This window comes from Novosphingobium sp., assembly GCF_041915465.1.
GTDB lineage: Bacteria > Pseudomonadota > Alphaproteobacteria > Sphingomonadales > Sphingomonadaceae > Novosphingobium.
The window spans coordinates 40013-65946 of sequence record NZ_JAYSBK010000003.1; the positions used below are offsets into that span (position 1 = coordinate 40013).

The window sequence follows — 25934 nt, forward strand, 5'->3', positions numbered from 1 at the left end:
AGTTTTTTGCTCCAACCTGCACAGAGCAACAAGCCGAGAGGAATGCCCAATGGCCATGAACATGGAAGACATGGTGATCGCCAGCGTCGACGATCACATCATCGAACCGCCGACGATGTTCGACGCCCACGTGCCGAAGGAACTGCTCGGCAAGATGCCGCAGTACATCACCGGCCAGGATGGCCACGCGTTCTGGAACTGGGAGCCGGAAGGCAAGACCACCTTTAACATCGGCCTCAACGCGGTGGTCGGGCGGCCCAAGGAAGAATACGGGATGGAGCCCGCCAATATCGACCAGATGCGGCGCGGCACCTGGGATGCGGCGGCCCGGATCGACGACATGAACGTCTCGGGCATCTATACCTCGGTCTGCTTTCCCACCTTCGTCGGCTTTGACGGGTCGTGGCTGTGGGACGCCAAGGACAAGGGCCTCGCCGAACGGGTGGTCCAGGCCTACAACGACTGGCACATCGACGAATGGTGCGGGCCCTATGCCGGCCGTTACATCCCCACCGCGATCCTGCCGCTGTGGGACATTGATGCCACCTTGCGCGAATTGAACCGGCTGGTGAAGAAGGGTTGCCGCTCGGTCACCTTCCCCTCCAACCCCTCGATCAAGGGCCTGAAGCCGGTGCACGATCCGGTGTGGGAACCGGTCTGGGCGTTCTGCAACGACCATCACGTCGTGCTCAACTGCCATATCGGCACCGGCCAGGCGCCGCTCTATGCCTCGGACCTCTCGCCGATCTCGGCGTGGATCTCCTCGCTGCCGATGGCGATCAGCACCGATGCGTCCGACCTGCTGCATCTGCGCGCGCTGTTGCGCTATCCCAACCTCAAGTTCTCGCTGTCGGAAGGCGGGATCGGCTGGATTCCCTATTTCCTCGAACGCGCCGACTTCACCTATCGCCACCACGGCGCCTGGGTTCGGTGCGACTGGGGCGGCAAGCTGCCGAGCGAGGTGTTCCGCGAACACTTCCTCTCGTGCTTCATCGAGGACCGGTTCGGTTGCCGCCATTATGACGAGATCGGCGAGGACATCGTCGCCTACGAGTGCGACTATCCCCATTCGGACTGCACCTGGCCGGATGTGGCCGAAGGGCTGTGGGACAATGTCAGCGGCCTGCCCGAGCGGATCATCGACAAGATCAGCCACCAGAACGTGTTCGACTTCTTCAAGGTCGATCCGATCGCGGCGGGCGGCGGGCGGGCGAACTGCACGGTCGGCGCGCTGCGCCAGAAAGCGGCCGGGGTCGATACCGCGCTCGTCTCGCTGCCGGGCAAGGACGCGCGGGTTGAGGGCGATTTCGATCACCCGGTGACCGCCGCCGACGTGTGGAAGACGCTGAGCGAACGCAAGGCCGGCTGATCCGGACTATAATTGACCATACGTCAGTTTTTGATTGAGGCACTCTCCCACCCGCGCTAGCCTCGGCGCGCAAACGAGAATCGATCTGGTGGGAGAGTTTTGAATGGCCGCTGATATCCTGGGCTATGCCGGCAAGCGTGTGGTGGTGATGGGCTGCTTTTCCGGCACGGGCGAAGCCTGCGCGCGCCAGCTCGTGGCGCTGGGGGCCGAAGTCCACGGGGCCGACATTCGCCCCTCCCCGGTCGAAGGGCTGGCCTCGTTCACCGCGGTCGACCTCAAGGACCCGGCCTCGATCGCGGCGGGCGTCGCCAGCATCGGCGGCGAGATCGACGCGCTGTTCAACATTTCCGGCTTGCCGCAGACCTTCCCCGGCGAAGACGTGGTGACGGTCAACTTCCTCGGCATCCGCGAATGGACCCAGGCCTGGCTGCCCAGCATCCGCGAAGGCGGCGCAATTGTGACCGTATCCTCGCTCGGCGGCATGAACTACCTTGCGCGCCAGCCGCTGCTGGCCGAATTCCTTGGCAATGCTGATATCGCGGCGGGCCGGGCCTGGTATCGCGCCAATGCCGAGCGCGCGGGCGATCCCTACACCCTCTCGAAGGAAGCGGTGAACACCTGGACCCAGCAGTCCGCGCCTGCATTGATGGAACGCGACATCCGCATCAACTGCACCATGCCCAGCCCGATCGACACGCCGATGCTGAACGATTTCCGCAAGGTGGCGGGCGATGCCGTGCTGAGCGCCTTTGCCCGCGCCAAGGGGCGGTTCTCCTCGCCCGCCGAACAGGCGCTGCCGCTGATCCTGCTCAACAGCGATGCGGCCAGCTTCGTCTCGGGCGTGTGCCTGCCGGTCGATGCCGGGCTGTCGGGCGGGCTGGCGACCGGCGTGCTCAACCTCCAGCAGATGATCGCCGAGGCGACCGGGGCCTGAGAATCAGGCCCGCCCGCCCAGCATATTGGCCAGCGTGAAGGCTGCTGCCGCCTTCAGCGGGCCAAAGGCGATGTCGGTATCGTCGTCGCGGCTCATCGGCCCGATTGCGGAGAGGCGTTCCAGCATCATCAGGATCGTCCCGGCACAGGCGCGCGGGCGCAGGTCCGCCGGGATCGCGCCGGCCGCCTGGGCGCGCTCGATTTGCGCGGTCAGCGCGGTCATCATCGGCATCGCAGCGGTCATGCGGGCCTTGTAGAACCGCTCGTCACCTTCCTCGGCGGCCAGGTTGCGCACGCGGAACACGACGCCGTGGCGGTTCCACAGCTCGCAATAGGCATCGACGAAGGCGCGCGCCCGTTCCAGCGCGCCGGGGGCCTGCCAATCCTGCGCCATCAGCGCTTCAAGTTCGGGCGAGGTTTGCGGGGCGTCTTCCAGCGCGGCCAGCACCACTTCGGGCACACCGCGGAAATAGACATAGAAGGTAGCTGGCGAGGTCTGCGCTCCGCGCGCCACATCGGCCACCGAAACGTCGCGCAGGCCTTGGGTCCCGAGCAGCTCGATCGTGGTGTCGATCAGCGCCTGGCGGGTCCGCTCGCCCTTCGAGCCGATCTTCTGCCCGTAATGGTTGTATCCGGCGGCGCGATTGCGTGCAGGCTTGCTGGCGCTGGTCTGGGCAGCTGGGGGCATGGTGTTCCTGACGTCCAAAGAATTCTCGCCCCCCTTTCGACGATAACTTGCACCAGCGCAAGAAACTGACATATCGTCAATACCACGACGAGGCCGGTCGCGCCACCGCCTCGCACCGGGAGACAGATGATGCAGCAATTGAACGGCAAGGTCGCGATCGTGACCGGGGCATCCAAGGGCATGGGCCGACACTTTGTCGCCGCGCTGGTCGGGGCCGGGATGAAGGTCGGCTGCATCGCCCGTCCCTCGAGCGAACTCGATAGCCTGACAGGAGAATTCGGCAGCGCGGTGCTGCCCCTGCCCTGCGACATTGCCGAACCCGCGGCCGTCACCGCCGCGATCAACCGGGCGGCCAGCCACTTTGGCCAGGTCGACGTGCTAGTGAACAACGCCGCGATCTTTCACCCCTTCGCCTTCGAGGCAGGCTCGGACGCGATGATCCGCAGCCATGTCGACGTCAACGTGCTGGGCCTCGCCTGGGCGACCCGCGCGGCGATCCCGCACCTGCGCCGCACCCAGGGCCAGATCGTCAACATCTCGAGCGAGAGCGTGCGCCACCCCTTCCCGATGCTCGCGCTCTATGCCGCGACCAAGGCCGCCGTCGAAGTGCTGACCGAGGGCCTGCGTGAGGAACTGCGCAGCGAAGGCATCCGCCTGACCGTGCTGCGCTCCGGCTCGGTCTCGGGCAGTTCGGGCAGCATCGGCTGGTCAGACGAGACCAAGCAGAAGTTCTACCAGAAGATCGTGCAAACCGGCCATGCGGCGATGAGCGGAAGCCCCGCCAGCCCGCAGTCGATGGCAGAGGGCCTGCTTTCGATCCTCGGCCTGCCCCGCGATGTCAGTGTCGATCTGGTCGAACTGCGCGCCGCGCAGGAGGGCCTGCCCGAAGGGGCAATCGCCGTGCGCGAGTCCGCCGCGTGACCGCAGCTTCTGCGCGCCAGACCGGGGTGTTGATTCTTGCGCTGTGGTGCGCGGAAATGGCCAGCTCGTTCGAAAGCGCGATGATCCTCGCCGGGCTCAAGGCGCTGGTCGCAGCGTTCGGCAGCCCGGTCGCGGCAGGCTGGCTGGTGACGGCCTTCCTGATCGTCGGATCGGCGGCCTCGGCGGTGGTCGGACGGCTCGGGGACATTTACGGTCGCCAGCGGGTGCTGCTCATCGTGCTGGGGCTGGGCATGGCCGGATCGCTGCTGAGCGCGGCGACCGAAAATTATGAGCTCGTCCTGCTGGGCCGCATCCTGCAAGGGGTGACTTCCACCATCCTGCCGCTGTGCATCGGCCTGGTGCGCGAGAACCTGCCCGAAGCGCGGGTGCCGATGGGGATCGGGCTGATGATTTCGGGCGCGTCGATCGGCACTGCCGCGGGACTGATCGTGGGCGGCGTGATTGTGGATAATTTCAGCTGGCCGGGAATTTTCGTGGCAAGCGCCGCCTTCTGTCTTGCCGCGCTGATCTTGGTTGCGCTGTTCGTGCCGCGCTCGGCGCGCGCGCCGGCCCGCGGGCCGGTTGACTGGCTGTCCGGTGTGCTGTTCGCCCCGGGGATCACGCTGGTGCTCCTCTACCTGACCGGTGGCAAGCTGTGGGGCTGGCGCGATCCCGGTGCGCTGGCACTGCTGGGCGCGGGCATCGCGCTGAGTCTGTGGTGGTGGCGGCGCGCGCTGGCCAGCCCGAACCCGCTGATCGACGTGCGCACCCTGGCCAACCGCTCGATCGCGGTCGTCTGCGCGGCGAGCGCGCTGGTCGCCATGGGAACGATGCAGATCATGGTGTTCTTTTCCCTGCTGATGCAGGCCCCGACCTGGACCGGGCTCGGGCTTGGCCTTTCGGCCACCGCGGCGGGCCTCGCCAAGCTGCCCTCGAACCTTACCTCGGTGCCGGGCGGGCCGCTCAGCGGGTGGCTCACCGCGCGCGGCGGCGGGCGGCTTGCCATGCTGAGCGGAGGGGGGCTCACCACGCTGGGCTGGGCGATGGTCCTGTTCGACACCAGCAGCCTCGGCATCGTGATCGCCGAACTCGTGGTGATCTCGTTCGGCACGATGATGCTGTTTGCCGTGGCGCCCACGATCATTGCCGCCGCCGCCCCGATCGAACGCACCAGCGAGGTGACCGGCATGCTGGGCGTGATCCGGGCGCTGTTCATGGGGGTGGGCTCGCAGCTGGTCGCAACGGTGCTGGCGAGCGACAGCGTGACGCGGGGCAGCGAAAGCTACCCCTCGCCCGCGGCCTGGCACCTTGCTGCCAGGCTGATCATCGTGCTGACGGCGGGGGCCACCGCGCTGGCGCTGGCCCTGCCGGGAAAGAAAGCGGCGGCCTGAACCGTTACTTCGAGCGGCGCAGCGCGTGGAGCATGCGCTGGAAGTGGCGCGGGTTCCACACGTCCTGGTCTTCGCCCCAGCCGATCTTGCCGTCGAAGTCCCAGCGGAAGAGCTGGTTGGTGCCGTATCCGGCCTCGCTCATCCGGCTCACCGCCATGCCTTCGATGGTCATGGTCCGGCCCTGATCGTCGGCCAGTTCGACCTGCATATGGCTGCACCAGCCGGTCTTGGGATCGCGGAAGGCGCGCATCCGCGACTTTGACCCGTCGAGATTGCCATAGACGCCATCGCGCAGCAGATAGCCGCCGTTCATCGGGCTCCAGCCGTCGGCAGTACCATCCTGCGAGCGCACGAAGCCTAGGAAGCCGCTGTCGGCGTCGGCATGGCCGAAGATGTACTGGATCCGGCCGCGGCCGCGCTCACGCTCGATCTCGCGCCAGCGCGCGCCGCCGGGGTCCTTCACCCGGTCAAGGTCGGTGGCGTAGTTCTGCTTCTTGCTCTGCGCATAGGGACCGCCACGCGGCCCCCAGGTGCGGTCGCGCACGCTCCACGAATCGATCGCGATCACTTCGCCATCCAGCGTCATGGTGCCTTCGACCCGGCCGAGCTGGTCATAGTGCGGGGTGTTGATAAAGGGCGGCTCGCCCGGCTCGAACCGGCGCGGCGCATGGGCGCCGGTGAACACGAAATCGAGCGCGAAGTCGCGGTCCTTGTCCTCGTACTTGAGGTGATACTTCATCCCCGGCTCCAGCATCTTGAGGCTGTAGCCGCCGCTGGGGAAGGTAATGTCGCGCAGGTCCGGATTGTCCGGCATTGGCGCTTCTTCCACCTTCTTGTAATAGGCCATGCGGGTGGGATCCCAGCCGCGTTCGTCCCACACGAAGATCCGCCAGGTCACCGTCTTGCGATTGGGGTAATAGGGCGTGTGGATCCAGCAGCCGATCTTGCGCTCGGGAATGTTGAACGACCACCAGTTGGTTTCGGTTTCATAGGGATCGTCCGAGAGCTGGTGATAGCAATCGTCCTCGATCTTGAAGGCGTATGGATCGTTTGCGGGGCTGCTCATCGGGGTACCTCATCCACTGTTATCGGCTTACCTAGTATACGTGGTTAGATATGTTGCAAGCGCGAATTGCTTGCAAGGCCTGCGCAAAGTTGACATATCGTCAACAACAAGGCGAGCCAATCGCCACCGGGAGATCGATCTTGCGCCCCTTGCCCGAATTGACCGCCGAAAGCACCGCCTTCTGGAGCGGCGGCGAACGCGGCGAACTGATGATCGCGTTCTGCGACGATTGCGCCCGCGCGGTCCACCCGCCGCAGCTGGTCTGCCCCGGCTGCCTCTCGCGCAGCGTCACACCCCGCGCCGTGGCGGGGACTGGCACGGTCTATACCTACACCGTCAATCATCAGCCCTGGCTGCCCGACATGCAGGTGCCGTTCGCCATTGCCGTGGTCGATGTCGATGGCGCGCCGGGGGTGCGGGTGACCGCGCCGGTAGACTGCGCCGATCCCGCCACCGTCCGGATCGGCCAGCGCGTGACCATCGCCTTCGAGCCAGCGGGCGATGTCTGGTTGCCGCTGTGGCGCCCGCTGAATGGAGAGGCCGCGTGATGACCATTGCCAAGGCCGCGATCACCGGGGTCGGCATGTCCGACATTGGCCGCAATACGGGCCGCCCGGCCATGCACCACCTTGTCGAAGCCGCGGACCGCGCGCTCGCCCGCGCCGGGCTGACCCGCGCCGATATCGACGGGATCTGTACCTATCCCGGCAAAGCCGACAACAGCCCCGGCATGTCGCCGCTCGGCACCGGGGAAGTGCGCGGCGCATTGGGTCTGCAAACCCGCTGGCACAGCGCCGTGCCCGATGGCCCGGCGCAGATGGCCCCGATAATGGTCGCGGCGATGGCGGTGATGACCGGCCAGGCCCGCCAGGTGCTGTGCTTTCGCGCGCTGACCGAAAGCTCGTCGCAAAGCGCGGGCCGCCGCGCCAGCATCCCGGGCTCGGGCAAGGCGCAGATCGGCGGCTGGCTGAGCTGGCTGGTGCCGGTGGGGGCAATGTCGGCCTCGAACTGGGCGGGCTGGATGGCCACGCGCTATTTCCACGAATTCGGCATGACGCGCGAGCATCTGGGCATGGTCGCCACCGGCCAGCGCGCCTTCGCGCTGAACAACCCGGCCGCCGTGATGCAAAAGCCGCTCAGCATGGAAGAATACCTCTCCGCGCGGATGATTTCCGAGCCGCTCGGCCTGTTCGATTGCGACGTGCCGATCGACGGCGCGGCGGTGGTGATCGTTTCGGCCGCCGATGCCGCGCGCGATTGCCGCCTGCCGCCGCTGCGGATCGAGGCGCTGGGATCGGCGCTGCGCTCTCCCGAAACCTGGGATCAGCGCGCCGACCTTACCACCATGGGCGCGCATGATGCGGGGGCGGACCTCTGGGCGCGAACCGACTTCAAACCCAAGGACGTCAACGTGCTGGCGCTCTACGACGGGTTCTCGATCTTCGTGCCGCTATGGCTCGAGGCGCTGGGCTTTTGCGGCCACGGCGAGGCCAAGGACTTCATCGCCGAGGGCAATATCGGCCCCGGCGGGCGCTTCCCGGTCAACACCGGCGGCGGGCAGCTTTCGGGCGGGCGGCTCCACGGGTTCGGCCTGCTGCACGAAGCCTGCGTGCAACTGTGGGGCGAAGCGGACGGGCGGCAGGTGCAGGATGCCAGCACCGCCGTCTGCGGCATGGGCGGCGGGTTCATCGCCGGGGCAATGCTGCTCAATCGCGATTGAAGGCTATTTCCCCGCCGATCAGCGTGCAGCGCACCCGCTCGGCGCAAAGGTCGCGGAGCACGTCGACCAGCGATCCTGCGCACAGGATCAGGTCGGCAGTCGCGCCCGGCTCGATGGCTCCCCGGCCATAAATCCGCAGCGCCTGCAAGGCGTTCAGACGCTCGCCTGCGCCCAGCACGGCCCCGGCGCTGGTCCGGCGACCGCGCGCGGTGCGCATCGCCAGCCACGGATCGACACTGGCATAAGGCGCATCGGACCCGGCGAGCAGCGGCACGCCCGCCCGCGCGAGGCTGGCGGCGGGATAGAGCTCGCCCCACTGCTCTGCCGGGATCGTGGCTAGGTAGCGTTCGCCCCGGTCGTGAATGAAGGCAGGATTGGTCACCACGGTCAGCCCTGCCGCCCGGATTTCGGGCACGAAGGCCGCCGGGATCATCCCCCCGTGTTCGATCCGGTCGCCGCCGCGCGCGCCGCCTGCATCGTCCAGCGCCGCCAGAAACAGCGCCAGTTCCGCCTCGGTCACGCAGTGCGCGGCAACGCTGCGCCCCGCCCCGCGCGCCCAGCGGATACGCGCCGCCAAAGCATCGAGCGCGGGCGGATCGCGCTCGTCGATCAGCAGCTTGAGCGCGCCGAGCGCATACCCCTCGCCGGCCGTCAGCGCCTCGCTCCCCATCAGCACCAGCCGCTGCGGCAGATGCCCCGCCAGCAGGGCCGCCTCGGCCGGGCCATTGTGCGCCCCGGCATCGGTCAGCCCGGTCAGCCCCAGCGCGGCCAGTTCACAGCCCAGTGCGGCAACGTCTGGCGCGGCTTGCGGCAGGGCTGAGGCCAGCCACGGATCCTCCCGCCAGAAGCGCCCGGTTGGCTGCCCGCGCGCATCGCGCTCCGCGCCGGGGGGCAAGTCCTTGCCTGCAAGCAGCGCCAGCGCGGCGGAGTTCAGCACCCGCAGCGCCCCCGTCCGGTCGGCCAGCCGCAGCGGACGATCCGGCAGCCAGCTGTCGAGCAATGCCGCATGGGGCAGACCGCCCGCGCGCTCGTCATAGTCCACCGCCCGCACCCACGGCCCCGGCGGCGCGGCAGCCAGCGCGGCGCGCACGGCAGCGGCGCTGGTCAGCCCGGCCAGGCTGACCGACTGCCGCCGCGCCGCCAGCGCGAGGATGTGCAGGTGATGATCGTGCAGCCCCGGCAGCAACACATCGCCGCGCCCGTCGATCTCCTGTTCGGCGCGCGGCAGGCCGGGACCGATCGCGGAAACCTTGCCCCCCGCTAGCGCCACGTCGACCAGATCGCCGCCCCATGGCCGCACCTCACGCAGCACCAGTGTCATGCCAGCAGCCCCGCATAGGCTGCTGCAACGCGCGCCATCGCCATGTCGATCAGCCCGCGCTGCCCGGCGAGCACGGCCAGCGCGGCTTCAAGGCCGGTCAGAGGATCGGCCAGGGCATCGCCCAGAAAGCGCGGCTCGCCCTGCTCCCAGCGCAAGAGACTGCCCGCCGCCGCGCAATCATCGCCAAACCCGACGCGCGTGGCCCCGGCCCCGGCAAACCCGTGTGCGGTGATCGCGACCCAGGTGAGGTGCGGCAAGGCCTCTGGTTCCAGCCCCAACCGCGCAAGCGCTGCGGCGCGCGCACTGGTGACCAGCACGTCGGCGTCGGCCAGTTCGTCCATCAGGGCCGCACGCCCTGCCGCCGTGCGCAGGTCGAGCGGGCGGCGCTGTTTGTCCGCGTTGAGCCTTGCATCGAGCAGCGGCGAGCCGAGCGGCGTCGGATCGGGCCGCCCGACGCTTTCGATCCGCACCACCTGCGCCCCGGCCCGCGCCAGCAGCCCCGCGCAGAGCGGCCCGGCCCACAGCGCGGAGAGGTCCACCACCTTGCGCGGCACCCTATGGCCGCCCAGCGGCGCGAGCGCCTGCGGTGCGGCTTCACCCACAACCGCGACCGGCAGCTGCAATTCGGCGGCGCGGTGCCGAAAGAGGGCGGCGGGGCAGGAGCGCGCAAAGGCCGCGACCGCGTCCCACGGATCGCCGGTGGAGCCGGTCAACGCCGGGATCAGATCGAGATCGTCGCCGCGCGCAAGGTTGAGCGCGGTCCAGCCGTCCTGCGCAGCCAGCAGACGGCACGAACCATTGGCCGAGACGCGCCCCGGCGCGGCCAACCCGCCCGGCGCATCGCGGTCCAGCAATTCGGCCGGGGTCAGGCCCAGCCCTTCCAGCCGCGCCGCCAGCACGCCGTGCAGCGTCTCGATCACGGCGCGATCTCGTGGATTAATCCCCAGCTTAGCGCTTGCTTCGCGCCGATCCGGAACGCCCCCAGCGCCAGCCACATCAGCCGGTGCCGCCCGATCGCGCGCGCCACACTGACCGTACCGCCCGCGCCGGGGATCAGCCCCATCCTGAGTTCGGGCAGCTGCACGATCAGGTCGCCCGCGCCGATCCGGCGGGCAGCGGCTGCGGGAACTTCGATCCCGGAACCGATGCAGGCGCCGTTGAGGACCACCGATGCCCGGCTGCCCAGCCGGTGGAGCAGCCGCGCGCAGCTGCGCTGGGTGCGGATCACGTGGGCTGCCGCCAGATCGCGCGCGCTGCCGAATTCGGGCAAATCGCCCCCGGTCGAAAAGCAGCGCCCCTCGGCCCGCAGGGTCAGGGACGGTAGACTGGGGTCTTCCAGCACGTTGGCCAGCGCCTCGTAAAGCGCATCGCGCATCGCGGCGGTCATGGCGTTGCGGTTGCCGGGCGAGGCGAGCGTCAGCGTCACGCTGTCTCCATCGCGCGCATAGCGCACCGGCTCGGCGGCCTGCACGCCGCTAGGTTCGCGCGGGGCCGTTTCCAGCCAGCGCGCGAATTCGCCCCCGCCGAGCAGGGCGGAATAGGCCAGCGATTCCACTTCCAGCGCGGCCTCGAAGTCCAGCGCTTCGCCGAGCTGCAGCACGCGCGCGAGCATGGTGGTGGCGACCGGGTTTTGCGCCGCCGTGGCCGTGATCGCTGCCAGTTGATCGTCCAGCCGCTCTGCCGCCACGCTGACCCACGGCGCGGGCGCGTCGCCGCGGGTGGTGACCAGCGCGTCGAACCGCGCGGGGTCGACCGGCGGCAGCTCGCCCGCCCGGTCAACCAGCACAGAGACCCCAGCTGCCGGCACCGGATCGCCCGGGCCAAGCACCACCAGCTGACAGCCGCTTAGCGGCGAAAGGCTTTCAGCCCCCAGAAGGTCGGATGGCGCAGGCATGGCTCCCCGCTCCATCGGCCAAACTGCCGCGTCAGGCAATCGCCCCCTTGCCCTTCAGTTCCTCGATCCGGTCCCATTCGAGGCCCAGCTCCATCAGGAAAAGTTCGGTATGCTCGCTCGCCTCGGGCGCGCGGGTGTTGGTGACCGCTTCCTTGTTGAACTGCACCGGGTTGGAAACCAGCTTGATCGGCTTGCCGCCGTCGGCGCTTTCCACCTCGAAGATCCAGCCGTTGGCGGCCACCTGCTCATCCTTTTCGACATCGAGCGGCGACTGGTAGGCCGCCCACTGGCCCTTCATCGTCTTCAGGCGTTGCAGCCAGTAGGCAAACGGCTGCCTGAGGAAGGCGGAGCGAACTTCGAGGTGGGCGGCCTCGGAATTCTCGTTCAGCTTCTCGATGGTGGAAAAGCGCGGATCCTCGGCGCATTCGGGGATATCGAGGTGCGCGAAGGTATCCGCGATCAGCTGCGAGGGAGACAGCACGGTGAGGTTGATGTACCCCCCGTCGCTGGTCTTGAACACGCCCATGAACGGGTTAGATCCGACCACGGTCTTGCCCGGCAGGGCATTGGCAAAGGGATCGACCTGCATTTCCATGCAAACGTCGATCGAGCAGGCCGTGGCCCAGATACCGGACGAGAGCAGCGAAACGTCAACCTCGGTCGCCTCGCCGGTACGCTCGCGGTGGAACAGCGCGGCGGCGATCCCGCCGGCGATGTTCATGCCCCCGATCGTATCGCCATAAGCGGGTCCCGGCTGGGTCAGCGGCCCTTCCAGCTCGCGCGGGGTGGCAAGGATCGCCGAGCCGCCGCGTGCCCAGAAAGCGGTCGAATCGAACCCGCCCTTGTCGCGCTCCGGCCCCTTTTCGCCAAAGGCGCTGCCGCGCACGTAGATTATGTTGGGGTTGGCCGCGCGGATGTGCTCGAGATCGATCTTGAGCTTCTGCCGCGCCGAGGGGAGGTAGTTGGTCAGGAAGATATCGCAGGTCTTGGCGATCTCGTAGATCAGCTCCTGCCCTTCCGGCGTCGAGATGTCGATGCCCACGCTGCGCTTGCCCCGGTTGGGGTGCTGCATTAGCGCGTTGCGGCGTTGATCGACGGCGAAGCGCTGCAATTCCTTGATCCCGCGCTGGGCATCGCCGCGCACGGGGTGTTCGATTTTGATCACGTCCGCACCCCAGTCGGTCAGCACCGCGCCGGCCGCCGGGACGAACGTGAACTGCGCAACTTCGAGCATGCGCACGCCCTTCATTACCTGGGTCATGCCCCGATACTCCCTTACTTCGCGCTAAAGGTGATCACCTTCTGGTAGGTGAATTCGTTGAGGCCATCCTCGCCGTATTCGCGGCCATAGCCGGAGCGCTTGATCCCGCCGAACGGCGCGTCGGACAGCATGGTGCCGCCCCCGCCGTTGATCGAAACCCCGCCGGTGCGGATCTGGAGCGCCATTTCGAAGGCCTTGCCCGCATCCGCCGAGCAGATCGCGCCCGACAGGCCGAAATCGCTGGCATTGGCGAGCGCGATGGCCTCGTCATCGTCGTCGAAGCCGATCACCGCACCAATCGGGCCGAACACCTCTTCCTGGGCCAGGCGGCTGTCGTTGCGGACATTGTCGAACAGGGTCGGCTCGAAGAAGAAGCCCTTGTCCAGCCCCGCCGGGCGCTTGCCGCCCGCGACCAGCGTCGCGCCTTCATCCTGTGCAATCTGGACGTAGCGTTCGGTCCGCTCGCGCGCGACTTCGCGGATCAGCGGCCCGTAATTGACCGTGGGATCGGCCGGGTTGCCGATCTTCATGTGACCAAGCATCGCCTGCAGGGTCGCCACGAACTGCGGCCGCACCGAATTGTGGACGAGATGCCGGGTGGTCAACGCGCAGCCCTGCCCGCAGTGGACGGTGAACCCGCCAAGCGCGGCTGCCGCCGCTTCCTGGATGTTGGCATCGGCCCGCACGATCAGCGCCGACTTGCCGCCCAGCTCCATCACGATCCGCTTGAGCGTCGGCGCGCCCTGGGCCTGGATCATCTCGCCAACCTTGTCCGACCCGGTGAAGTGAACGAGGTCAACACGGCTGTCGGTGGTCAGCAGCTTGCCCGCCTCGACATCGCCGGTGACGATGTTGAGCACGCCCTTGGGCAGGCCCACCTCGTCGGCGATCTCGCCCAGGATCAGGGCTTCTATCGGGGTATAGGGCGAAGGTTTGAGCACTACGGTGCAGCCCACCACCAGCGCGGGCACGACCTTCCCGATGTTGAGGAAGAACGGGAAGTTGTAGGGCGAAATCGCCGCGACCACGCCCACCGGCTCGCGGCTGATCACGCCCGTGCCAAGCGTGGTCATGCCGGCGGCGTTGGGGGTCAGCTCGATCGGCAGCGGCGTGATCGCCGGGCGGCTCGCCACTTCCACGGTGCGGCGGGCGTGCTTCATCGGGATGCCGTATTGCAGGAAGTCGGCGAGCACCCGGGTTGCCCCGGCCTCGGCCACTATCATGTCGACAATCTCGGCCTTGCGGGCGTCGATGGCGTCGAGGAAGCGGGTCATCAGCGCCTGACGCCGGGCGACCGGCAAACGCGGCCAGTCGGTGTGGTCAAAAGCGTGGCGCGCCGCCGCGATGGCGGCGTCCACCTGCGCGGCGCTGCCCACCGGGGCCTCGATCAGCAGGCTTTCGTCGGCCGGGTTGATCACCGGCTCGCTGGCGGCGGTCGGCTGCCATTCACCATTGATGTAGATGCAGCCGGGATGCTTCAGGAATGACATGCGGGAATCCTCAATTGGGGGTCCAGACGATCGGCAGGTTCCGGATCGACAGCAGCCCGGCGGTAACCGTGGTGTCGCCCCCCGGCTTGACGGTGAAAGTCGGCACGCGGGCCAGGAACTCTTCCAGCAGGATGCGCAGCTCGCGCCGGGCAAGGTGCGCGCCCAGGCACAGGTGGATGCCGCCCACAAACGTGAAGTGGCGGTTCACCGAACGGGCGGGATCGAAGGTGCGCGGATCGGGGAACTGCGCGGGATCGAAATTGCCCGAGGTGTTGAGGCAGGTGATGTAATCCCCGGTCTTCAGCGTCACCCCGTCCCATTCCAGATCCTGCTTCAGTATCCGGAACGAATTGACCAGCGGCTGCATCCGCAGGAATTCCTCGACCGCGGAGTGGTTGAGCTCCGGCTCGGCGCGCAGCCGCGCCTGAAGCGGCTGGTCGAGCGCCATGCGGCGGAACATCTGGCTGATGGTGGAAGCCACCGTATCCAGCCCGCCCAGCCACAGGAACCAGGTCATCCCGATGACTACGTCCGGGGTCAGCGGCACGCCGTCGATCACGCCGTTGGCGATATAGCTGCCCAGCTTTTCGTCGGGGTGCTGCTGCTTTTCGGCGATGAATTCGCGCAGGTAAGCGATCACCTGCCGCACCGCCGCGCCCATGCGCTGGTGATCGCGCGAATGCAGGATCTCGTATTCCCAGGCGAGGAACTGCTCGAACATCGCAAACGGCAGGCCCATCAGGTCAAGGAACACCCGCACCGGGAAGACCCGGCCAAAGTCATAGGCGATGTCGACCTCGCCCTTCGCGGCAAAACTGTCGATCATCTCGACCGCCATGGCGCGGACCTGCGGCTCCAGCTTCTTGAGCGCGACCGGCGTGAAGTGGACGTTCAGGAACTTGCGGTACTTGCCATGCTGCGGCGGATCGATCCCCAACGGGATCGAGGGAAAGGTCTCTCCCGCCAGCAGCTGGAACTGCGCGACGCCCTGGGTGGAGAAGTATTCGTTCTCCTCGTAGACGCGGCGAATGTCTTCGTAGTGCGAGACGGTCCAGGTCCCGACCGATTTGTCGCCGAACGGGAACGGGCTGTAGAGGATGCGCGGCACCCCGGGCGCGCGCAGGGCATCGCTTTCGACATAGGGGTCGAGCAGGTCGTTCTGACCCGACCCCATCGCAAAGCGGATATCGACCACGCGTTCGCGCGGGACATGCGCGGGTGCGGGTTCATTGACCTGCCAATCGGCCAGTCCAGCCATCCCCTTGCCCTCCCCTCAGGCCGAAGCGAACATGCGCTCGATATCGCCCGAGGTGACCGGGCGGCGCGCCTTGCCGATGGCGTCCATGCTCTCGGTCTTGAGCCCGCCGAGGTTGTGGCGCGGCGAGACGTCGACGTCTTTGCCCAGTTCGCGCAAGTGGCCGACCGTGCAGTTTTCGCGCCCGCCGTTGAGGGCGAAGGCATCGAAGCTGTATTCGCGCATCACGTTGCCGTGGGTGATCTTGTCGATCACTTTGGGATCGAGCCCGTTGACCGAAGCCCAGAGGTATTCCGGCACGTTCGGCCAGACCGTATCGGAGTGCGGATAGTCGCACTCGTAGGCGACCATATCGGCGTTCATGTAGTCAAGGTTCTTCAGCCCGAACTGGTCGTCGATGAAGCAGCTGATGATGTGCCGCTTGAACACGTCGGACGGGCGCTCCTTGCCGAAATCGCTGAAGGTCCACTCGTGGTGGTGCTCATAGGTGAAGTCGGCGCGCTCGAGGAAATAGGGCACCCAGCCAATCCCGCCTTCCGACAGCGCCATGCGCAGGTCCGGATAGCGCTTCCAGAAGCTGGCGAAGGTCCAGTCCGCGGCCGAATTGGCGATCGAGATCGGCATGGCCGTGATCCAGGCGTCGATCGGGCTTTCGGAGCTGGGATGCAGTGCACGCGCGCCCGTGCCGATGTGGCAGTTGATCACGATCTTGTGTTCGGCGCAGGTCTGCCAGAACGGTTCCCAGTATTCGTTGTGGATGCTGGGCAGGCCGATGTTGGCCGGATTGTCGCTGAACGAGACGGCGTGGACGCCCAGCGCGCTCATCCGTTTCAGTTCCTTGACCGTCTCGCCCATGTCCCAGCTCGGCACGAGGCACATCGGGATGAACCGGCCGGGCGCGCTGGCGCACCATTCCTGCACGTGCCAGTCGTTCCAGGCGCGGCAGGCAAGCAGCGCCTCTTCCGGGTCCTTCTTGGCCATGCCGACGAACACCCCGCCCGCGAAGCTGGGCATGGTCGGGAAGTTCAGGCTAGCGAGCACGCCGTTGGCGTTCATGTCATCGACGCGCAGCTTGGCGTCATAGGTGCCGGGGCGCAGCTGGCTGAAAGCGGCAGGCTCCATCCCGTATTCGCTGCGCGGGCGGCCGACCACGGCGTTGAGACCGATGGTGGGAAAGCGCGCGCCGTTCCACAGCCAGATGTCCTTGCCATCTTCCTGCACGATGCGCGGGGCGCGATCCTTCTTGCCTTCGGGATAGTGGCGAATGAACGCCTCGGGCGGTTCGATGGCGTGATCGTCGATGCTGATGATCACCATGTCTTCCATTTGCATGGCTCTTCTCCCGATGTGCGGTCCCGGCTTTGCGCTCGCGACTCAATAATTGATGATGCGTCAATTAATCACATCGAACGGCACCATGCAACGCCCGAATGCCCCCCAACGCAGTTTGGCCGCACTCCCCGGAGGGAGCGCGGCCAAACTGTTGCGCTGGAATGGAAAAGCGGCGTTCAGCTGCCGATGGAATCAACGATCCGGCTACCCTCGCCCTCGCTGGTCCAGGTGGCGTTGGCGTTGGTGAGGTGCAGGCGCCAATGCGCCACGGCTTCCTCGACCGCGCCGGCCTCGATCAGGTCGACGACCTTCTGGTAGGAGCGCAGGCCGGCGCGGTGGCTCTTCTGGCGGCCTTCGCGGCTGCGCGAGTGTCGCTTCTGGAATTCGCGCTGGTGCTTGCCGGCCAGGTTGATCAGCATCCGGCTCATGAAGGTGATGGTCTTGAGGCCGGTGGCGGCGACCAGCGCCTGGTGGAACACCTCGACCTTGTCGATGAACTCCTCGTGCCGGTCGGCATCGAGCAGGGCTTCCATTTCGGCCAGCAGGTTGCGCAGCTTGACCGTGGCGCCGCGGCCCTTGTCGGTCGCCAGCCAGCGCACCACCGACGGCTCGATCGCGAGGCGCGCCTGGTAGAGATCGGCAATCGTGGTGCCCTGCGATTCCAGTACGTATCCGGCATAACGCGAAACGAGATCGACCGAAGGCTTGTGCACCTTGGCGCCGGTGCGCGAGCCGCGCACCACGCTGATCAGCCCTTCGGCCTCGAGGATGCGGAAGGCTTCGCGCAAGGTCGGGCGCGAAATGCCCAGGCTGTCCATCAGCTGGCCTTCGGGCGGCAGGGTATCGCCTTCGTTCAGTTCACCGCGCACGATCTGTGCGCGGATCTTGTCGGCCACGATTTCGCTGGTCTTGGGCACGTGGATGCGATTGGGAATGCTGATTTCGTCGATATCGCCAAGCATCCGGCACCCCCACTCTGTCTGGCATCACGGCGCCCGGCGCCTGCGGGCAGGTTGTAAACTTGGTTTTACAACTAAGGGACAATCGGTTGACGGGCAAGTCACCCGCCGAAGTCCAGCCCTTCGTTGAGCGTCCACTTGCCATTGCGCCCGCGGACCCAGCCCCCGGCGGCCCAGGTGCCGCCATCGACCGGCAAGGTTACACCCGTTATATAGCTCGCCTGCGAAGAGCAAAGGAAAACAGCGGCATTTCCACATTCAATGTCGCGGCCTTCACGCCCCAACGGGATCAGGCGGTTCATCGCATCCTGCACTTCTGGCGAGGGCTTGCGCCAGCTGGCCGGATCGACGGGGCCGCTGCGGTTACCGTGGTTGCCCGGCGTCACGGTATGATCGGGTGCAATGCAATTCACCCGGATGCCGTGGCCGGAAAGTTCCAGCGCCATCGACTTTGTAAAGCTGACCATCCCCGCCTTGCACGCGGCATAGACGGCAAAGTTCGGCGCGGCGCGCTCCGCCTCGACCGAGGCGACGTTGAGGATCGCCCCGCCCCGTCCGCCCCGGATCATGATCGGGGCTGCGGCATGGGTCGCGGCCAGCATCGAGACGAGGTTGATGTCGATATGCCGCCGCCAGCTGCGCTCGCTCTGCTCCAGAAACGGCCGCGCAGAGACGCCTCCCGCATTGTTGACCAGCACGTCGAGCCGCCCGAACGCCGCAGCGGTTTGCGCGATACCGGCACGCAGCGCCTCGGCGTCCATTGCATCGCCAACGATGGGCAGCGCGCGGCCGCCTGCCGCGCGGATGCGCGCGGCGGTTTCCTCAGCGCGTTCGGGCACGATTTCGAATACCGCGACGTCGGCCCCGGCCTCCGCCAGGGCAAGGGCGATGGCGCGCCCGATCCCGCCGCCGCCGCCGGTGACGAACGCAGCCTGCCCTGCAAGCAACGCGTGCTCAGTCATCCAGCCCCACTCCCATCACCGCGCCGGTCACATAGGCGGCGTAGTCGCTCGCGAGATAGGCAACGAGATTGCCCAGCGTCTCTCCCGTCTCGACGGTCAGCACCGCGTTCACCCGGATCCCGTCGCGCGCCCATTCGACACCGAGCGTCTTGGCAAGGTTACCCAGCGCGCCCGCAGCGGCGGCTTGATCCGCGCCCAGTGCCTGTTCCGGCGCGCCGACGAAGACCACTGCCCCGCCCTTGCCCGCTGCGCGGCGAAGGGCGGCAAAGTCCTTGGCCAGCAGGAAGCGCTGGTCGAGTCCGGCATCGAGCGCCGCGCGCCATTCGGCATGGCTGAGCTCGTGCGCCAACTTCACCGGCGGCGGCGGCGCGGCATGAACCAGCACGTCGCAATCGCCCGCCTCCACCAGCCGCGCGCCCTGCTTGGTTAGCGCCCCGGCAATCGCCGGACTGGTTCCCACCAGCCGCGCGGTGCGTCCATCGAGCCAGCCCATCAGCGCCACCCCCAAGGACCTTCGGCGCGTTCGCGCGGGGGAACGAAATCGGGCATCATCAGCGAACGGCGCAGGCTTTCCCCGCCGTCCTGCACGATCACCTGCCCCGTCAGGCCGCCCAGCAGCGGGGTGCAGGTCATCGCGGAAAGCCAGCCGAACTCCCAGATTGAACCGGTACGCCCGGCCGGGATCATATTTTGCAAGGGCTCAATCCCGCCCTCGCGCCCGCCTGCGGTCGAACTGGCGTGCGGGAAGAACCCGGCGGCAACCGCGTTGACCCGGATCCCATAAGGCGCCCAGTCGCGCGCCAGCTTCTTCGTCATGGTTGCCTGCGCGGTCTTGGCGGCGGCGCTGTGGGCATCGCCGGGAAAGCCGGTCCAGATGTACTGCGCCGAATTGTTGACGATGGCCCCGCTTTCCCCGCGCGCGATCAGGCGGCGGGCGAGTTCAGTCGAGCACAGGAACGTCCCGTCGATCGCGATCCGCGTCACCGCGTTCCAGGCATTGACCGAGATATCCTCGGCCAGCACTGGAAAGTTCGCACCGGCATTGTTGGCCAGCAGACTGACCTGCCCGAGCACGCGCTCCGCTTCGTCAAAGGCGGCGGCGACCTGCTCGGGCAGGCGCACATCGCAGCTCATCGCGTGGACTCTGCCCCCGAGGGCGGCGATCTTCTCCGCGCCTTCCTCGGCCCGCTCGATGCTGCGACCCATGACCGCGACCCGCGCCCCTCCCTGCGCAAAGGCCATGGCCATGGCGAGACCCATGCCCGAACCGCCCCCAGTGACCAGCACCGTGCGCCCCGCAAAGACGTCCGCCGGATAGGGCGGCGCCTCGAACGGCGGCGGCGTGGGCACCACGTGATGCTTCGGAACTGGCATTCTCAATCTCCCGGGCGCAGGGTTGCGCAGCGGGTGCCCCCGTGTCAAGACATAGATAACCAGGTTATATAGGAGAGGGTATGGAGATCGTTGCCGAAGGACTGGCTTTCCCGGAAGGCCCGGTGGTGATGGCCGATGGCTCGGTCATCGTGGTCGAACTGGCGGGCGGGCGCATCACCCGGTGCTGGAATGGGCGCAGCGAAGTGGTGTGCGAGATCGGGGGCGGCCCCAACGGCGCGGCAATTGGACCGGACGGCGCGCTCTATGTCTGCAACAACGGCGGGCTTGATACGGCCAAGTTCCAGAACGCCAACGGCCCCGGAGCCGAGGGCCGGATCGAGCGCGTGGACCTTGCCACCGGCAAGTTCGAACGCCTGTTCGACGCCTGCGACGGGATCAAGCTGGAGGCCCCCAACGACCTGGTGTTCGATGCCGATGGGCGGCTGTGGTTCACCGACCTTGGCAAGAGCTATGACGGCATCCGCACCGCAAGCGGACTGTTCACCTGCCTGCCCGACGGCTCCACGATCGCCGCGATCGACCGGCACCCGGTGTCGTACAACGGGATCGGCCTCTCGCCCGATGGCACCACGATCTATTGCGCGGATACCCACCAGGCGCGGCTCTATCGCTATGACCGCAAGGTGGTGGCCCAGCGCGGCACCTGGGTGGCTACCGCGCCGGGGCCGGTCGGGTTCGACAGCCTGGCCGTGACGGCGGCGGGCAATGTCTGCGTCGCCACGCTGTTCGATGGCGGGATTACCACGATCACGCCGGACGGCCAGACCCGCAAGCGCGATTTCGACGACCGCTACACCACCAACATCGCCTTTGGCGGGGCCGATATGCAGGACGCCTGGATCACGCTGGCGGCATCCGGCCTGCTGGTGAAAGTGCGCTGGGACGAACCGGGGCTGAAGCTGCACTTCAATGGCTGATCCGGCTGCCGACCTCGCCATTGACAGGGACGCGATCCGCGACCTCCTTGCCCGTTACACCTACAACGGCGACCGGGGTCGGGTGGCGGAATTGGCCGCCTGCTTTGCCGAGGACGGCGTGATCGAATACCCCGGCAACCGGGCGCAGGGGCCAACCGCCATCGCGGCGGCCCTGTCCGGCGGCGGGGGAAGCGAGCGCAACCCCGCGCTTACCTTCGTGCGCCACCACATCACCAATCCGCTGATCGAGGTAGGCGGCGACAGGGCTACGGCGCGCAGTTACTTCGCCGTCTATACCGACATCGGCCCGGACCATTCCGGCACCTATTCCGACCAGCTGGTGCGCACGGCAGAGGGCTGGCGGTTCGCCCACCGGTTGGTGCGGATCGACTGGCAATCCGCCGCCACCCTGTTCAGGCCGATGGTCACGCGCTGAAGCAATTTGACACCATAGTGTCATTCTGACACTTTTGATTGATGTCCGATTCGCACTCCGCACCGATCCGCCTGCTCGATGGCATTGCCCGCCTGCAAGGCCGCTTGCGCGGCGCCTTTGCCGAAGCGCGCCAGGGTTCCGGTCTCAACGACATGGAACACACCGTGCTTGCGGCTGTCACCGAGGCGCGCGCCGCGCCAACCGTGCCGCAGATCGGCCGTGCGCTGGGCCATCCCCGCCAGGTGATCCAGCGCGCTGCCAGCAGCCTTGCCGAGAAGGGCCTGATCGAACTGGCCGACAATCCCGATCACAAGCGCGCCAGCCTGCTGATCGCCACCAGCGCGGGCAAGGCGGTCCAGGGCGAAGCCAATCGCAAGGCCGAGGCCATCTCGGCACGGCTGCTCGGCCTGCTCGATGGCGCAAGGCTAAGCGCCGTGATCGACCAGATCGAGGCAATTCGCGCCGTGCTGGATGCCGATGCAAGAAAGGCCAAGCCATGACCGTGCCTCCCGAACTGGCCGACATCCCTCGCCTTTCCGCCTGGCTCGATGCGCATGTGCCAGAACTGGGCGATGGCCCGCTGGTGGTGGAGCAGCTTCACGGCGGCACATCGAACGTCATCCTTACGCTCAATCGCGGCGGACGAGACATGGTGCTGCGCCGACCGCCTGCTGTGCCCCCGCCCGGTAGCGAAAAGGGGGTGCTGCGCGAGGCGCGGGTGCTTAGCGCGCTGGGTGGCACCGACGTGCCGCACCCATATTGCCATGGCTCCTGCGCCGATCCGGGCGTGATCGGCGCACCGTTCTACGTGATGGAGCGGGTCGAAGGCTGGGCCGCCGAATTGCGTGACGGGAAGATCTACAATCGCCCGCCGTTCGACCGCGCGCCCAGCGAATACGGCATTGCCTACGCGCTGGTCGACGGCCTCGTCGCGCTGGCCAACGTCGATTACAAGGCGGTTGGCCTGGAGGGCTTCGGCAAGGTCGAGGGCTTCCTTGAGCGGCAGGTGGACCGCTGGGAAGGCCAATTGCGGTCCTATGCCGAGCGTTATGGCTATGCCTACCGCGAGATTCCGGGCTTTACCTATGCGCGCGACTGGCTGCGCGCCAACATCCCGGATGATTTCCGCCCCGGCATCATCCACGGCGATGTTGGCACGCCCAATGCACTGTTCGCCTTCGATCGGCCGGCGCGCCTCGCCGCGCTGATCGACTGGGAGCTTTCGACCATCGGCGATCCGCTGATCGACCTCGCCTGGTTCACCAACAAGCTGCGCGACGAGGACCGTCCGGACGACATCGACCCGTACGCGCTTTACCCCATCGCCAACTTCCCGACCCGGCAGGAACTCGCCCGCTTTTACGCGGCGGGAACCGGGCGCGATCTGTCGCACTTCGATTATTACTGCGTGCTGGCGCTCTACAAGGGCGGCTGCATCCTGGAATACAAGGTGGCGCAAAGCGCCGCCGGGGTCCTTTCGCCCGAAACCGGCCGGTTCTTTGACCGGCTCGTCACCAGCAACTTCGCCAAGGCCGAACAGCTGTGCCGCAAGGCCGGCTAAGGAGACACGCCCCATGTGGAATTTCCAGACCGACCCCGAATTTCAAAGCCAGCTCGACTGGATGATGGACTTCGTGAAGACCCATATCGAACCGCTCGACTATCGCTTCCCCGGCCACGGCGCGCCCTATGACGTGCATAACGCGGAAAGCCGCGCGGCAATCAGGCCCTTGCAGGATGAAGTGAAGAAACGCGGCCTGTGGGCCTGCCACCTGGGGCCGCATCTGGGCGGGCCGGGCTATGGCCAGGTGAAGCTTGCGCTGATGAACGAGATCCTTGGCCGGTCATACTGGGCGCCGACGGTGTTCGGCACCGCAGCGCCAGATACCGGCAATGCCGAAATCCTCGCCATGTTCGGCACCGACGAGCAGAAGGCGCGCTATCTGAAGCCGCTGATGGACGGCGACATCGTCTCGTGCTTTTCCATGACCGAGCCGCAGGCCGGGGCCGATCCCAAGGAATTCACCTGCCGCGCCTGGCAAGAGGGCGATGAATGGGTAATCGAAGGGGAGAAGTGGTTCTCCTCCAACGCCCGCTATGCCGCGTTCCTGATCGTGATGGCGGTGACCAATCCCGAAAACCCGCCGCACGGCCGGATGTCGATGCTGATCGTGCCGACGGGCACCCCCGGCGTCGAGATCCTGCGCAACGTCAAGGTGATGGGCGACAGCCACGACGCCGATGAAGGCATTCACGCCTATATCCGCTACAACCGGGTGCGCGTGCCGCTTGACGCAATGCTGGGCCAGCCGGGCGAAGGCTTCAAGGTGGCGCAAGCGCGGCTTGGCGGCGGGCGCGTCCACCACGCGATGCGCACGGTCGGCAAGTGCCAGCGCGCGCTCGACATGATGGTCGAACGCGCAAATTCGCGCCGCTCGCAAGGCAAGCTCCTGGCCGAGCACCAGTTCGTGCAAGGCATGATCGCCGACAGCTGGATCGAGCTGGAACAGTACCGCCTGCTGGTGATGAAGACCGCCTGGGCGATTGACGAGATCGAGGCCGGACGCGTGCCACCCGTCTCTCCGCGCACCCTGATCGCGATGTGCAAGGTGCAGATGGCCAAGGTCTATCACGACATCATCCAGCGCGCGATCCATGTCCACGGCAGCCTGGGGGTAACGCAGGAACTGCCGCTCGCCGATTGGTGGGGCGGAGTCGCATCGCTGGCATTGGCCGACGGGCCGACCGAGGTGCACGAGGCGCAGGTCGCCAAGGCGCTGCTCAAGCGCGGCGGGGCGGCTCCGGGGCTGTTCCCCAGCGAACATATCCCGACGCGGATGGAGACACTTGCATGATGGACCCCCTGTTCGATTTCACCGGCAAGGTGGTGCTGGTCACCGGCGGCTCGCGCGGGCTGGGCTACCAGATGGTCAAGGCCTTCGCCGCGCGCGGGGCCGACGTGGTCATCGCCAGCCGCAAGTTCGATGCCTGCGAGGCCGTGGCGGCCGAATGCCGCGCACTGGGCCGCCGCGCCCTGCCCTATGCCGCCCATGTCGGCCGCTGGGCAGAATGCGATGCGCTGATCGAGACGGCCTACGGCGAGTTCGGACGGGTCGATGTGCTGATCAACAACGCCGGGATGTCGCCCGCCTGTCCCAGCCACGAAATGTCCGAAAGCCTGTTCGATTCGGTGCTGAACCTCAACTTCAAGGGCCCGTTCCGCCTTGCCAGCCAGATCGGCCACCGTATGGCGCAAGGGGACGGCGGCTGCATCATCAATATCAGCTCCACCGGCGCGCTGATGGCCCTGCCCGCCGTGGTGCCCTATGGCTCGGCCAAGGCGGCGCTCAACGCGATGACCGTCTCGCTGAGCCGCGAATATGCGCCCAAGGTGCGGGTCAACACGATCAGCGCGGGGCCGTTCCTGACCGACATCGCCCAGGCGTGGGAACCCTCGCGGCGGGAGACGCAGCCTGTCGCGCTAGGCCGCCCCGGCAGCCCGGAAGAGATCGTCACCGCCGCGCTGATGCTTGCCAGTCCGGCCTCGTCCTATACTACCGGCGCGCTGCTGCGCGTCGATGGCGGGCAGCGATAGGATCGAAAGGACACCGATGTCCCGCGCCGTAATGACCGACCAGCTTGGCCCGGCCGAGCTTTACGAACTGCGCGAGGTTCCCCCGCGTGCCCTTGGCCCAGGCCAGGTGCGCGTGGCGATCCGTGCCGCCGGGATCTCCTACGTCGACGTGCTGACCGCCGAGGGGCGCTATCAGGTGAAGCCGCCCGTGCCGTTCTGCCCCGGCAGCGAGGCGGCTGGCGTGGTCAGCGAAGTGGGCGAAGGCGTGACCCACGTGGCGGCAGGCGACCGCGTTTCGCTGAGCGGCTGGGGCGGTCTGTTCGCCGAGGAAACGGTTATGCCCGCGCGCGCCGTGCAGCGCCTGCCCGAAGGCATGGACTTTGCCGAGGCGGCGGTGTTCCCGGTCAGCTACCTTACCGCCTGGCACGCGCTGGTCGATCGCGGACAGCTGAAGCCGGGTGAAACGCTGCTGGTGCTCGGCGCTGGCGGGGCGACGGGCTATGCCGCCGTGCAGGTTGGCAAGCATCTCGGCGCGCGGGTGGTTGCCTCTGCCTCGAGTGAGGACAAGCGCGCGCTGGCACTCGCGGGCGGGGCCGATGCGGCGGTCGAGGCACGGGCCGAGGACTGGCGCGATCAGATCACGGCCGCGAACGGCGGCAAGCCGGTCGACGTGGTGTTCGATCCCGTCGGCGGCGAAGGCACCGACGCGGCCTTCCGCAGCCTCGGCTGGAACGGGCGGCACCTGGTGGTCGGCTTCCCGGGCGGCATGACCACGCTGCGCACCAACCTGACGCTGATCAAGGGCGCGAGCCTGATCGGGGTCGACATCCGCCAGTTCGGCGAGTTCGAACCCGAACGCGCGGCGGCAAATCGCGCCGAAACCTTCCGTCTGGCAGGCGAGGGCGTGCTGCGCCCGGCGATTGCAAAGCGCTATCCGCTGGAAGACTTCCGCGCCGCGATGCAGGAAGCCGGCAGCGGCCGGAGCGCAGGGCGGATCGTGCTGGAGATGGCGTAAAACCCACCCCCACCCACTTGCCGGGCCGTAGGCGC

26 protein-coding genes are annotated in these 25934 nt (G+C 67.2%); 13 read left to right on the top strand and 13 right to left on the bottom strand.

Going from position 1 to position 25934, the window contains the following annotated elements; translation table 11 throughout:
* Positions 1 to 49: 49 nt before the first annotated feature.
* Complete coding sequence (locus tag ACE3SN_RS01285; protein WP_374526929.1) at positions 50 to 1369, top strand: amidohydrolase family protein; 1320 nt, start codon at positions 50 to 52, stop codon at positions 1367 to 1369.
* Positions 1370 to 1472: 103 nt separating this feature from the next.
* Positions 1473 to 2303 carry a coniferyl-alcohol dehydrogenase gene (locus ACE3SN_RS01290; protein WP_374526930.1) on the top strand — a complete coding sequence of 277 codons (831 nt, stop codon included), beginning with the start codon at positions 1473 to 1475 and terminating at the stop codon, positions 2301 to 2303.
* Between the two features lie 3 nt (positions 2304 to 2306).
* Here ACE3SN_RS01290 and ACE3SN_RS01295 read toward each other — a convergent pair whose 3' ends face one another.
* The gene (locus ACE3SN_RS01295) at positions 2307 to 2990 is read right to left on the bottom strand and encodes a TetR family transcriptional regulator (protein ID WP_374526931.1); all 684 of its coding nucleotides are present in this window, start codon (positions 2988 to 2990) and stop codon (positions 2307 to 2309) included.
* Between the two features lie 126 nt (positions 2991 to 3116).
* Here ACE3SN_RS01295 and ACE3SN_RS01300 point away from each other — a divergent pair, with 126 nt between their 5' ends.
* Together ACE3SN_RS01300 and ACE3SN_RS01305 are read left to right on the top strand one after the other, a co-directional pair.
* Entirely contained in the window at positions 3117 to 3911 is a 795-nt protein-coding gene (locus ACE3SN_RS01300; protein WP_374526932.1) for an SDR family oxidoreductase, read from the top strand.
* The gene (locus ACE3SN_RS01305; RefSeq protein ID WP_374526933.1) at positions 3908 to 5302 is read left to right on the top strand and encodes an MFS transporter; all 1395 of its coding nucleotides are present in this window, start codon (positions 3908 to 3910) and stop codon (positions 5300 to 5302) included. The genes ACE3SN_RS01300 and ACE3SN_RS01305 overlap by 4 nt, the downstream gene beginning before the upstream one ends.
* A 4-nt stretch (positions 5303 to 5306) precedes the next feature.
* Here the strand turns inward: ACE3SN_RS01305 and ACE3SN_RS01310 are convergent, their stop codons facing one another.
* Positions 5307 to 6368, bottom strand: coding sequence for a hypothetical protein (locus ACE3SN_RS01310; protein ID WP_374526934.1), 1062 nt, complete (start codon positions 6366 to 6368; stop codon positions 5307 to 5309).
* 158 nt (positions 6369 to 6526) lie between these two features.
* Here ACE3SN_RS01310 and ACE3SN_RS01315 point away from each other — a divergent pair, with 158 nt between their 5' ends.
* Both ACE3SN_RS01315 and ACE3SN_RS01320 read left to right on the top strand, forming a co-directional pair.
* Positions 6527 to 6916: a Zn-ribbon domain-containing OB-fold protein gene (locus ACE3SN_RS01315; protein WP_374526935.1), complete on the top strand. Its 390-nt coding sequence runs from the start codon at positions 6527 to 6529 to the stop codon at positions 6914 to 6916.
* Positions 6916 to 8088 carry a thiolase family protein gene (locus tag ACE3SN_RS01320; protein WP_374526936.1) on the top strand — a complete coding sequence of 391 codons (1173 nt, stop codon included), beginning with the start codon at positions 6916 to 6918 and terminating at the stop codon, positions 8086 to 8088. The genes ACE3SN_RS01315 and ACE3SN_RS01320 overlap by 1 nt, the downstream gene beginning before the upstream one ends.
* Here ACE3SN_RS01320 and ACE3SN_RS01325 read toward each other — a convergent pair.
* The 11 genes from ACE3SN_RS01325 to ACE3SN_RS01375 form a co-directional block, all read right to left on the bottom strand.
* Positions 8075 to 9409 (bottom strand): amidohydrolase family protein, encoded by a 1335-nt coding sequence (locus tag ACE3SN_RS01325; protein ID WP_374526937.1) that lies wholly within the window; start codon positions 9407 to 9409, stop codon positions 8075 to 8077. The two genes, ACE3SN_RS01320 and ACE3SN_RS01325, sit on opposite strands and share 14 nt — an antisense overlap.
* A complete protein-coding gene (locus tag ACE3SN_RS01330; RefSeq protein ID WP_374526938.1) occupies positions 9406 to 10329 on the bottom strand; it encodes a CoA transferase in 924 nt (307 codons plus the stop codon). Before ACE3SN_RS01330 ends, ACE3SN_RS01325 begins: the two co-directional genes overlap by 4 nt.
* Positions 10326 to 11303 (bottom strand): enoyl-CoA hydratase/isomerase family protein, encoded by a 978-nt coding sequence (locus ACE3SN_RS01335; protein WP_374526939.1) that lies wholly within the window; start codon positions 11301 to 11303, stop codon positions 10326 to 10328. Before ACE3SN_RS01335 ends, ACE3SN_RS01330 begins: the two co-directional genes overlap by 4 nt.
* Before the next feature lie 31 nt (positions 11304 to 11334).
* Entirely contained in the window at positions 11335 to 12564 is a 1230-nt protein-coding gene (locus ACE3SN_RS01340) for a CaiB/BaiF CoA transferase family protein (protein WP_374526940.1), read from the bottom strand.
* 14 nt (positions 12565 to 12578) lie between these two features.
* Positions 12579 to 14054 carry an aldehyde dehydrogenase family protein gene (locus ACE3SN_RS01345; RefSeq protein ID WP_374526941.1) on the bottom strand — a complete coding sequence of 492 codons (1476 nt, stop codon included), beginning with the start codon at positions 14052 to 14054 and terminating at the stop codon, positions 12579 to 12581.
* Between the two features lie 10 nt (positions 14055 to 14064).
* Positions 14065 to 15312, bottom strand: coding sequence for a cytochrome P450 (locus ACE3SN_RS01350; RefSeq protein ID WP_374526942.1), 1248 nt, complete (start codon positions 15310 to 15312; stop codon positions 14065 to 14067).
* A 15-nt stretch (positions 15313 to 15327) separates the two neighbouring features.
* Positions 15328 to 16641, bottom strand: coding sequence for an amidohydrolase family protein (locus ACE3SN_RS01355; protein WP_374526943.1), 1314 nt, complete (start codon positions 16639 to 16641; stop codon positions 15328 to 15330).
* A 176-nt stretch (positions 16642 to 16817) separates the two neighbouring features.
* A complete protein-coding gene (locus ACE3SN_RS01360; protein ID WP_374526944.1) occupies positions 16818 to 17603 on the bottom strand; it encodes a FadR/GntR family transcriptional regulator in 786 nt (261 codons plus the stop codon).
* A gap of 98 nt (positions 17604 to 17701) precedes the next feature.
* On the bottom strand, positions 17702 to 18562 hold the full coding sequence (locus ACE3SN_RS01365; RefSeq protein ID WP_374526945.1) for an SDR family NAD(P)-dependent oxidoreductase: 861 nt from the start codon (positions 18560 to 18562) through the stop codon (positions 17702 to 17704).
* Positions 18555 to 19055, bottom strand: a complete 501-nt coding sequence (locus ACE3SN_RS01370; protein WP_374526970.1) for an SDR family oxidoreductase — start codon at positions 19053 to 19055, stop codon at positions 18555 to 18557. The genes ACE3SN_RS01365 and ACE3SN_RS01370 overlap by 8 nt, the downstream gene beginning before the upstream one ends.
* Positions 19055 to 19936: an SDR family oxidoreductase gene (locus ACE3SN_RS01375; protein ID WP_374526946.1), complete on the bottom strand. Its 882-nt coding sequence runs from the start codon at positions 19934 to 19936 to the stop codon at positions 19055 to 19057. Before ACE3SN_RS01375 ends, ACE3SN_RS01370 begins: the two co-directional genes overlap by 1 nt.
* Positions 19937 to 20016: 80 nt before the next feature.
* Between ACE3SN_RS01375 and ACE3SN_RS01380 the strand changes: the two genes are divergently transcribed.
* Genes ACE3SN_RS01380 through ACE3SN_RS01410 form a run of 7 tightly spaced genes read left to right on the top strand, consistent with a single transcriptional unit; the run spans position 20017 to position 25899 of the window.
* Complete coding sequence (locus ACE3SN_RS01380; RefSeq protein ID WP_374526947.1) at positions 20017 to 20874, top strand: SMP-30/gluconolactonase/LRE family protein; 858 nt, start codon at positions 20017 to 20019, stop codon at positions 20872 to 20874.
* Positions 20867 to 21310, top strand: a complete 444-nt coding sequence (locus ACE3SN_RS01385) for a nuclear transport factor 2 family protein (RefSeq protein ID WP_374526948.1) — start codon at positions 20867 to 20869, stop codon at positions 21308 to 21310. The genes ACE3SN_RS01380 and ACE3SN_RS01385 overlap by 8 nt, the downstream gene beginning before the upstream one ends.
* Positions 21311 to 21351: 41 nt before the next feature.
* The gene (locus ACE3SN_RS01390; RefSeq protein WP_374526949.1) at positions 21352 to 21810 is read left to right on the top strand and encodes a MarR family winged helix-turn-helix transcriptional regulator; all 459 of its coding nucleotides are present in this window, start codon (positions 21352 to 21354) and stop codon (positions 21808 to 21810) included.
* Positions 21807 to 22871: a phosphotransferase family protein gene (locus tag ACE3SN_RS01395; protein WP_374526950.1), complete on the top strand. Its 1065-nt coding sequence runs from the start codon at positions 21807 to 21809 to the stop codon at positions 22869 to 22871. Before ACE3SN_RS01390 ends, ACE3SN_RS01395 begins: the two co-directional genes overlap by 4 nt.
* Positions 22872 to 22884: 13 nt before the next feature.
* Positions 22885 to 24165: an acyl-CoA dehydrogenase family protein gene (locus tag ACE3SN_RS01400; RefSeq protein WP_374526951.1), complete on the top strand. Its 1281-nt coding sequence runs from the start codon at positions 22885 to 22887 to the stop codon at positions 24163 to 24165.
* Positions 24162 to 24905, top strand: a complete 744-nt coding sequence (locus ACE3SN_RS01405) for an SDR family NAD(P)-dependent oxidoreductase (RefSeq protein WP_374526952.1) — start codon at positions 24162 to 24164, stop codon at positions 24903 to 24905. Before ACE3SN_RS01400 ends, ACE3SN_RS01405 begins: the two co-directional genes overlap by 4 nt.
* 16 nt (positions 24906 to 24921) lie before the next feature.
* Complete coding sequence (locus ACE3SN_RS01410; RefSeq protein ID WP_374526953.1) at positions 24922 to 25899, top strand: NADPH:quinone oxidoreductase family protein; 978 nt, start codon at positions 24922 to 24924, stop codon at positions 25897 to 25899.
* Positions 25900 to 25934: the final 35 nt, after the last annotated feature.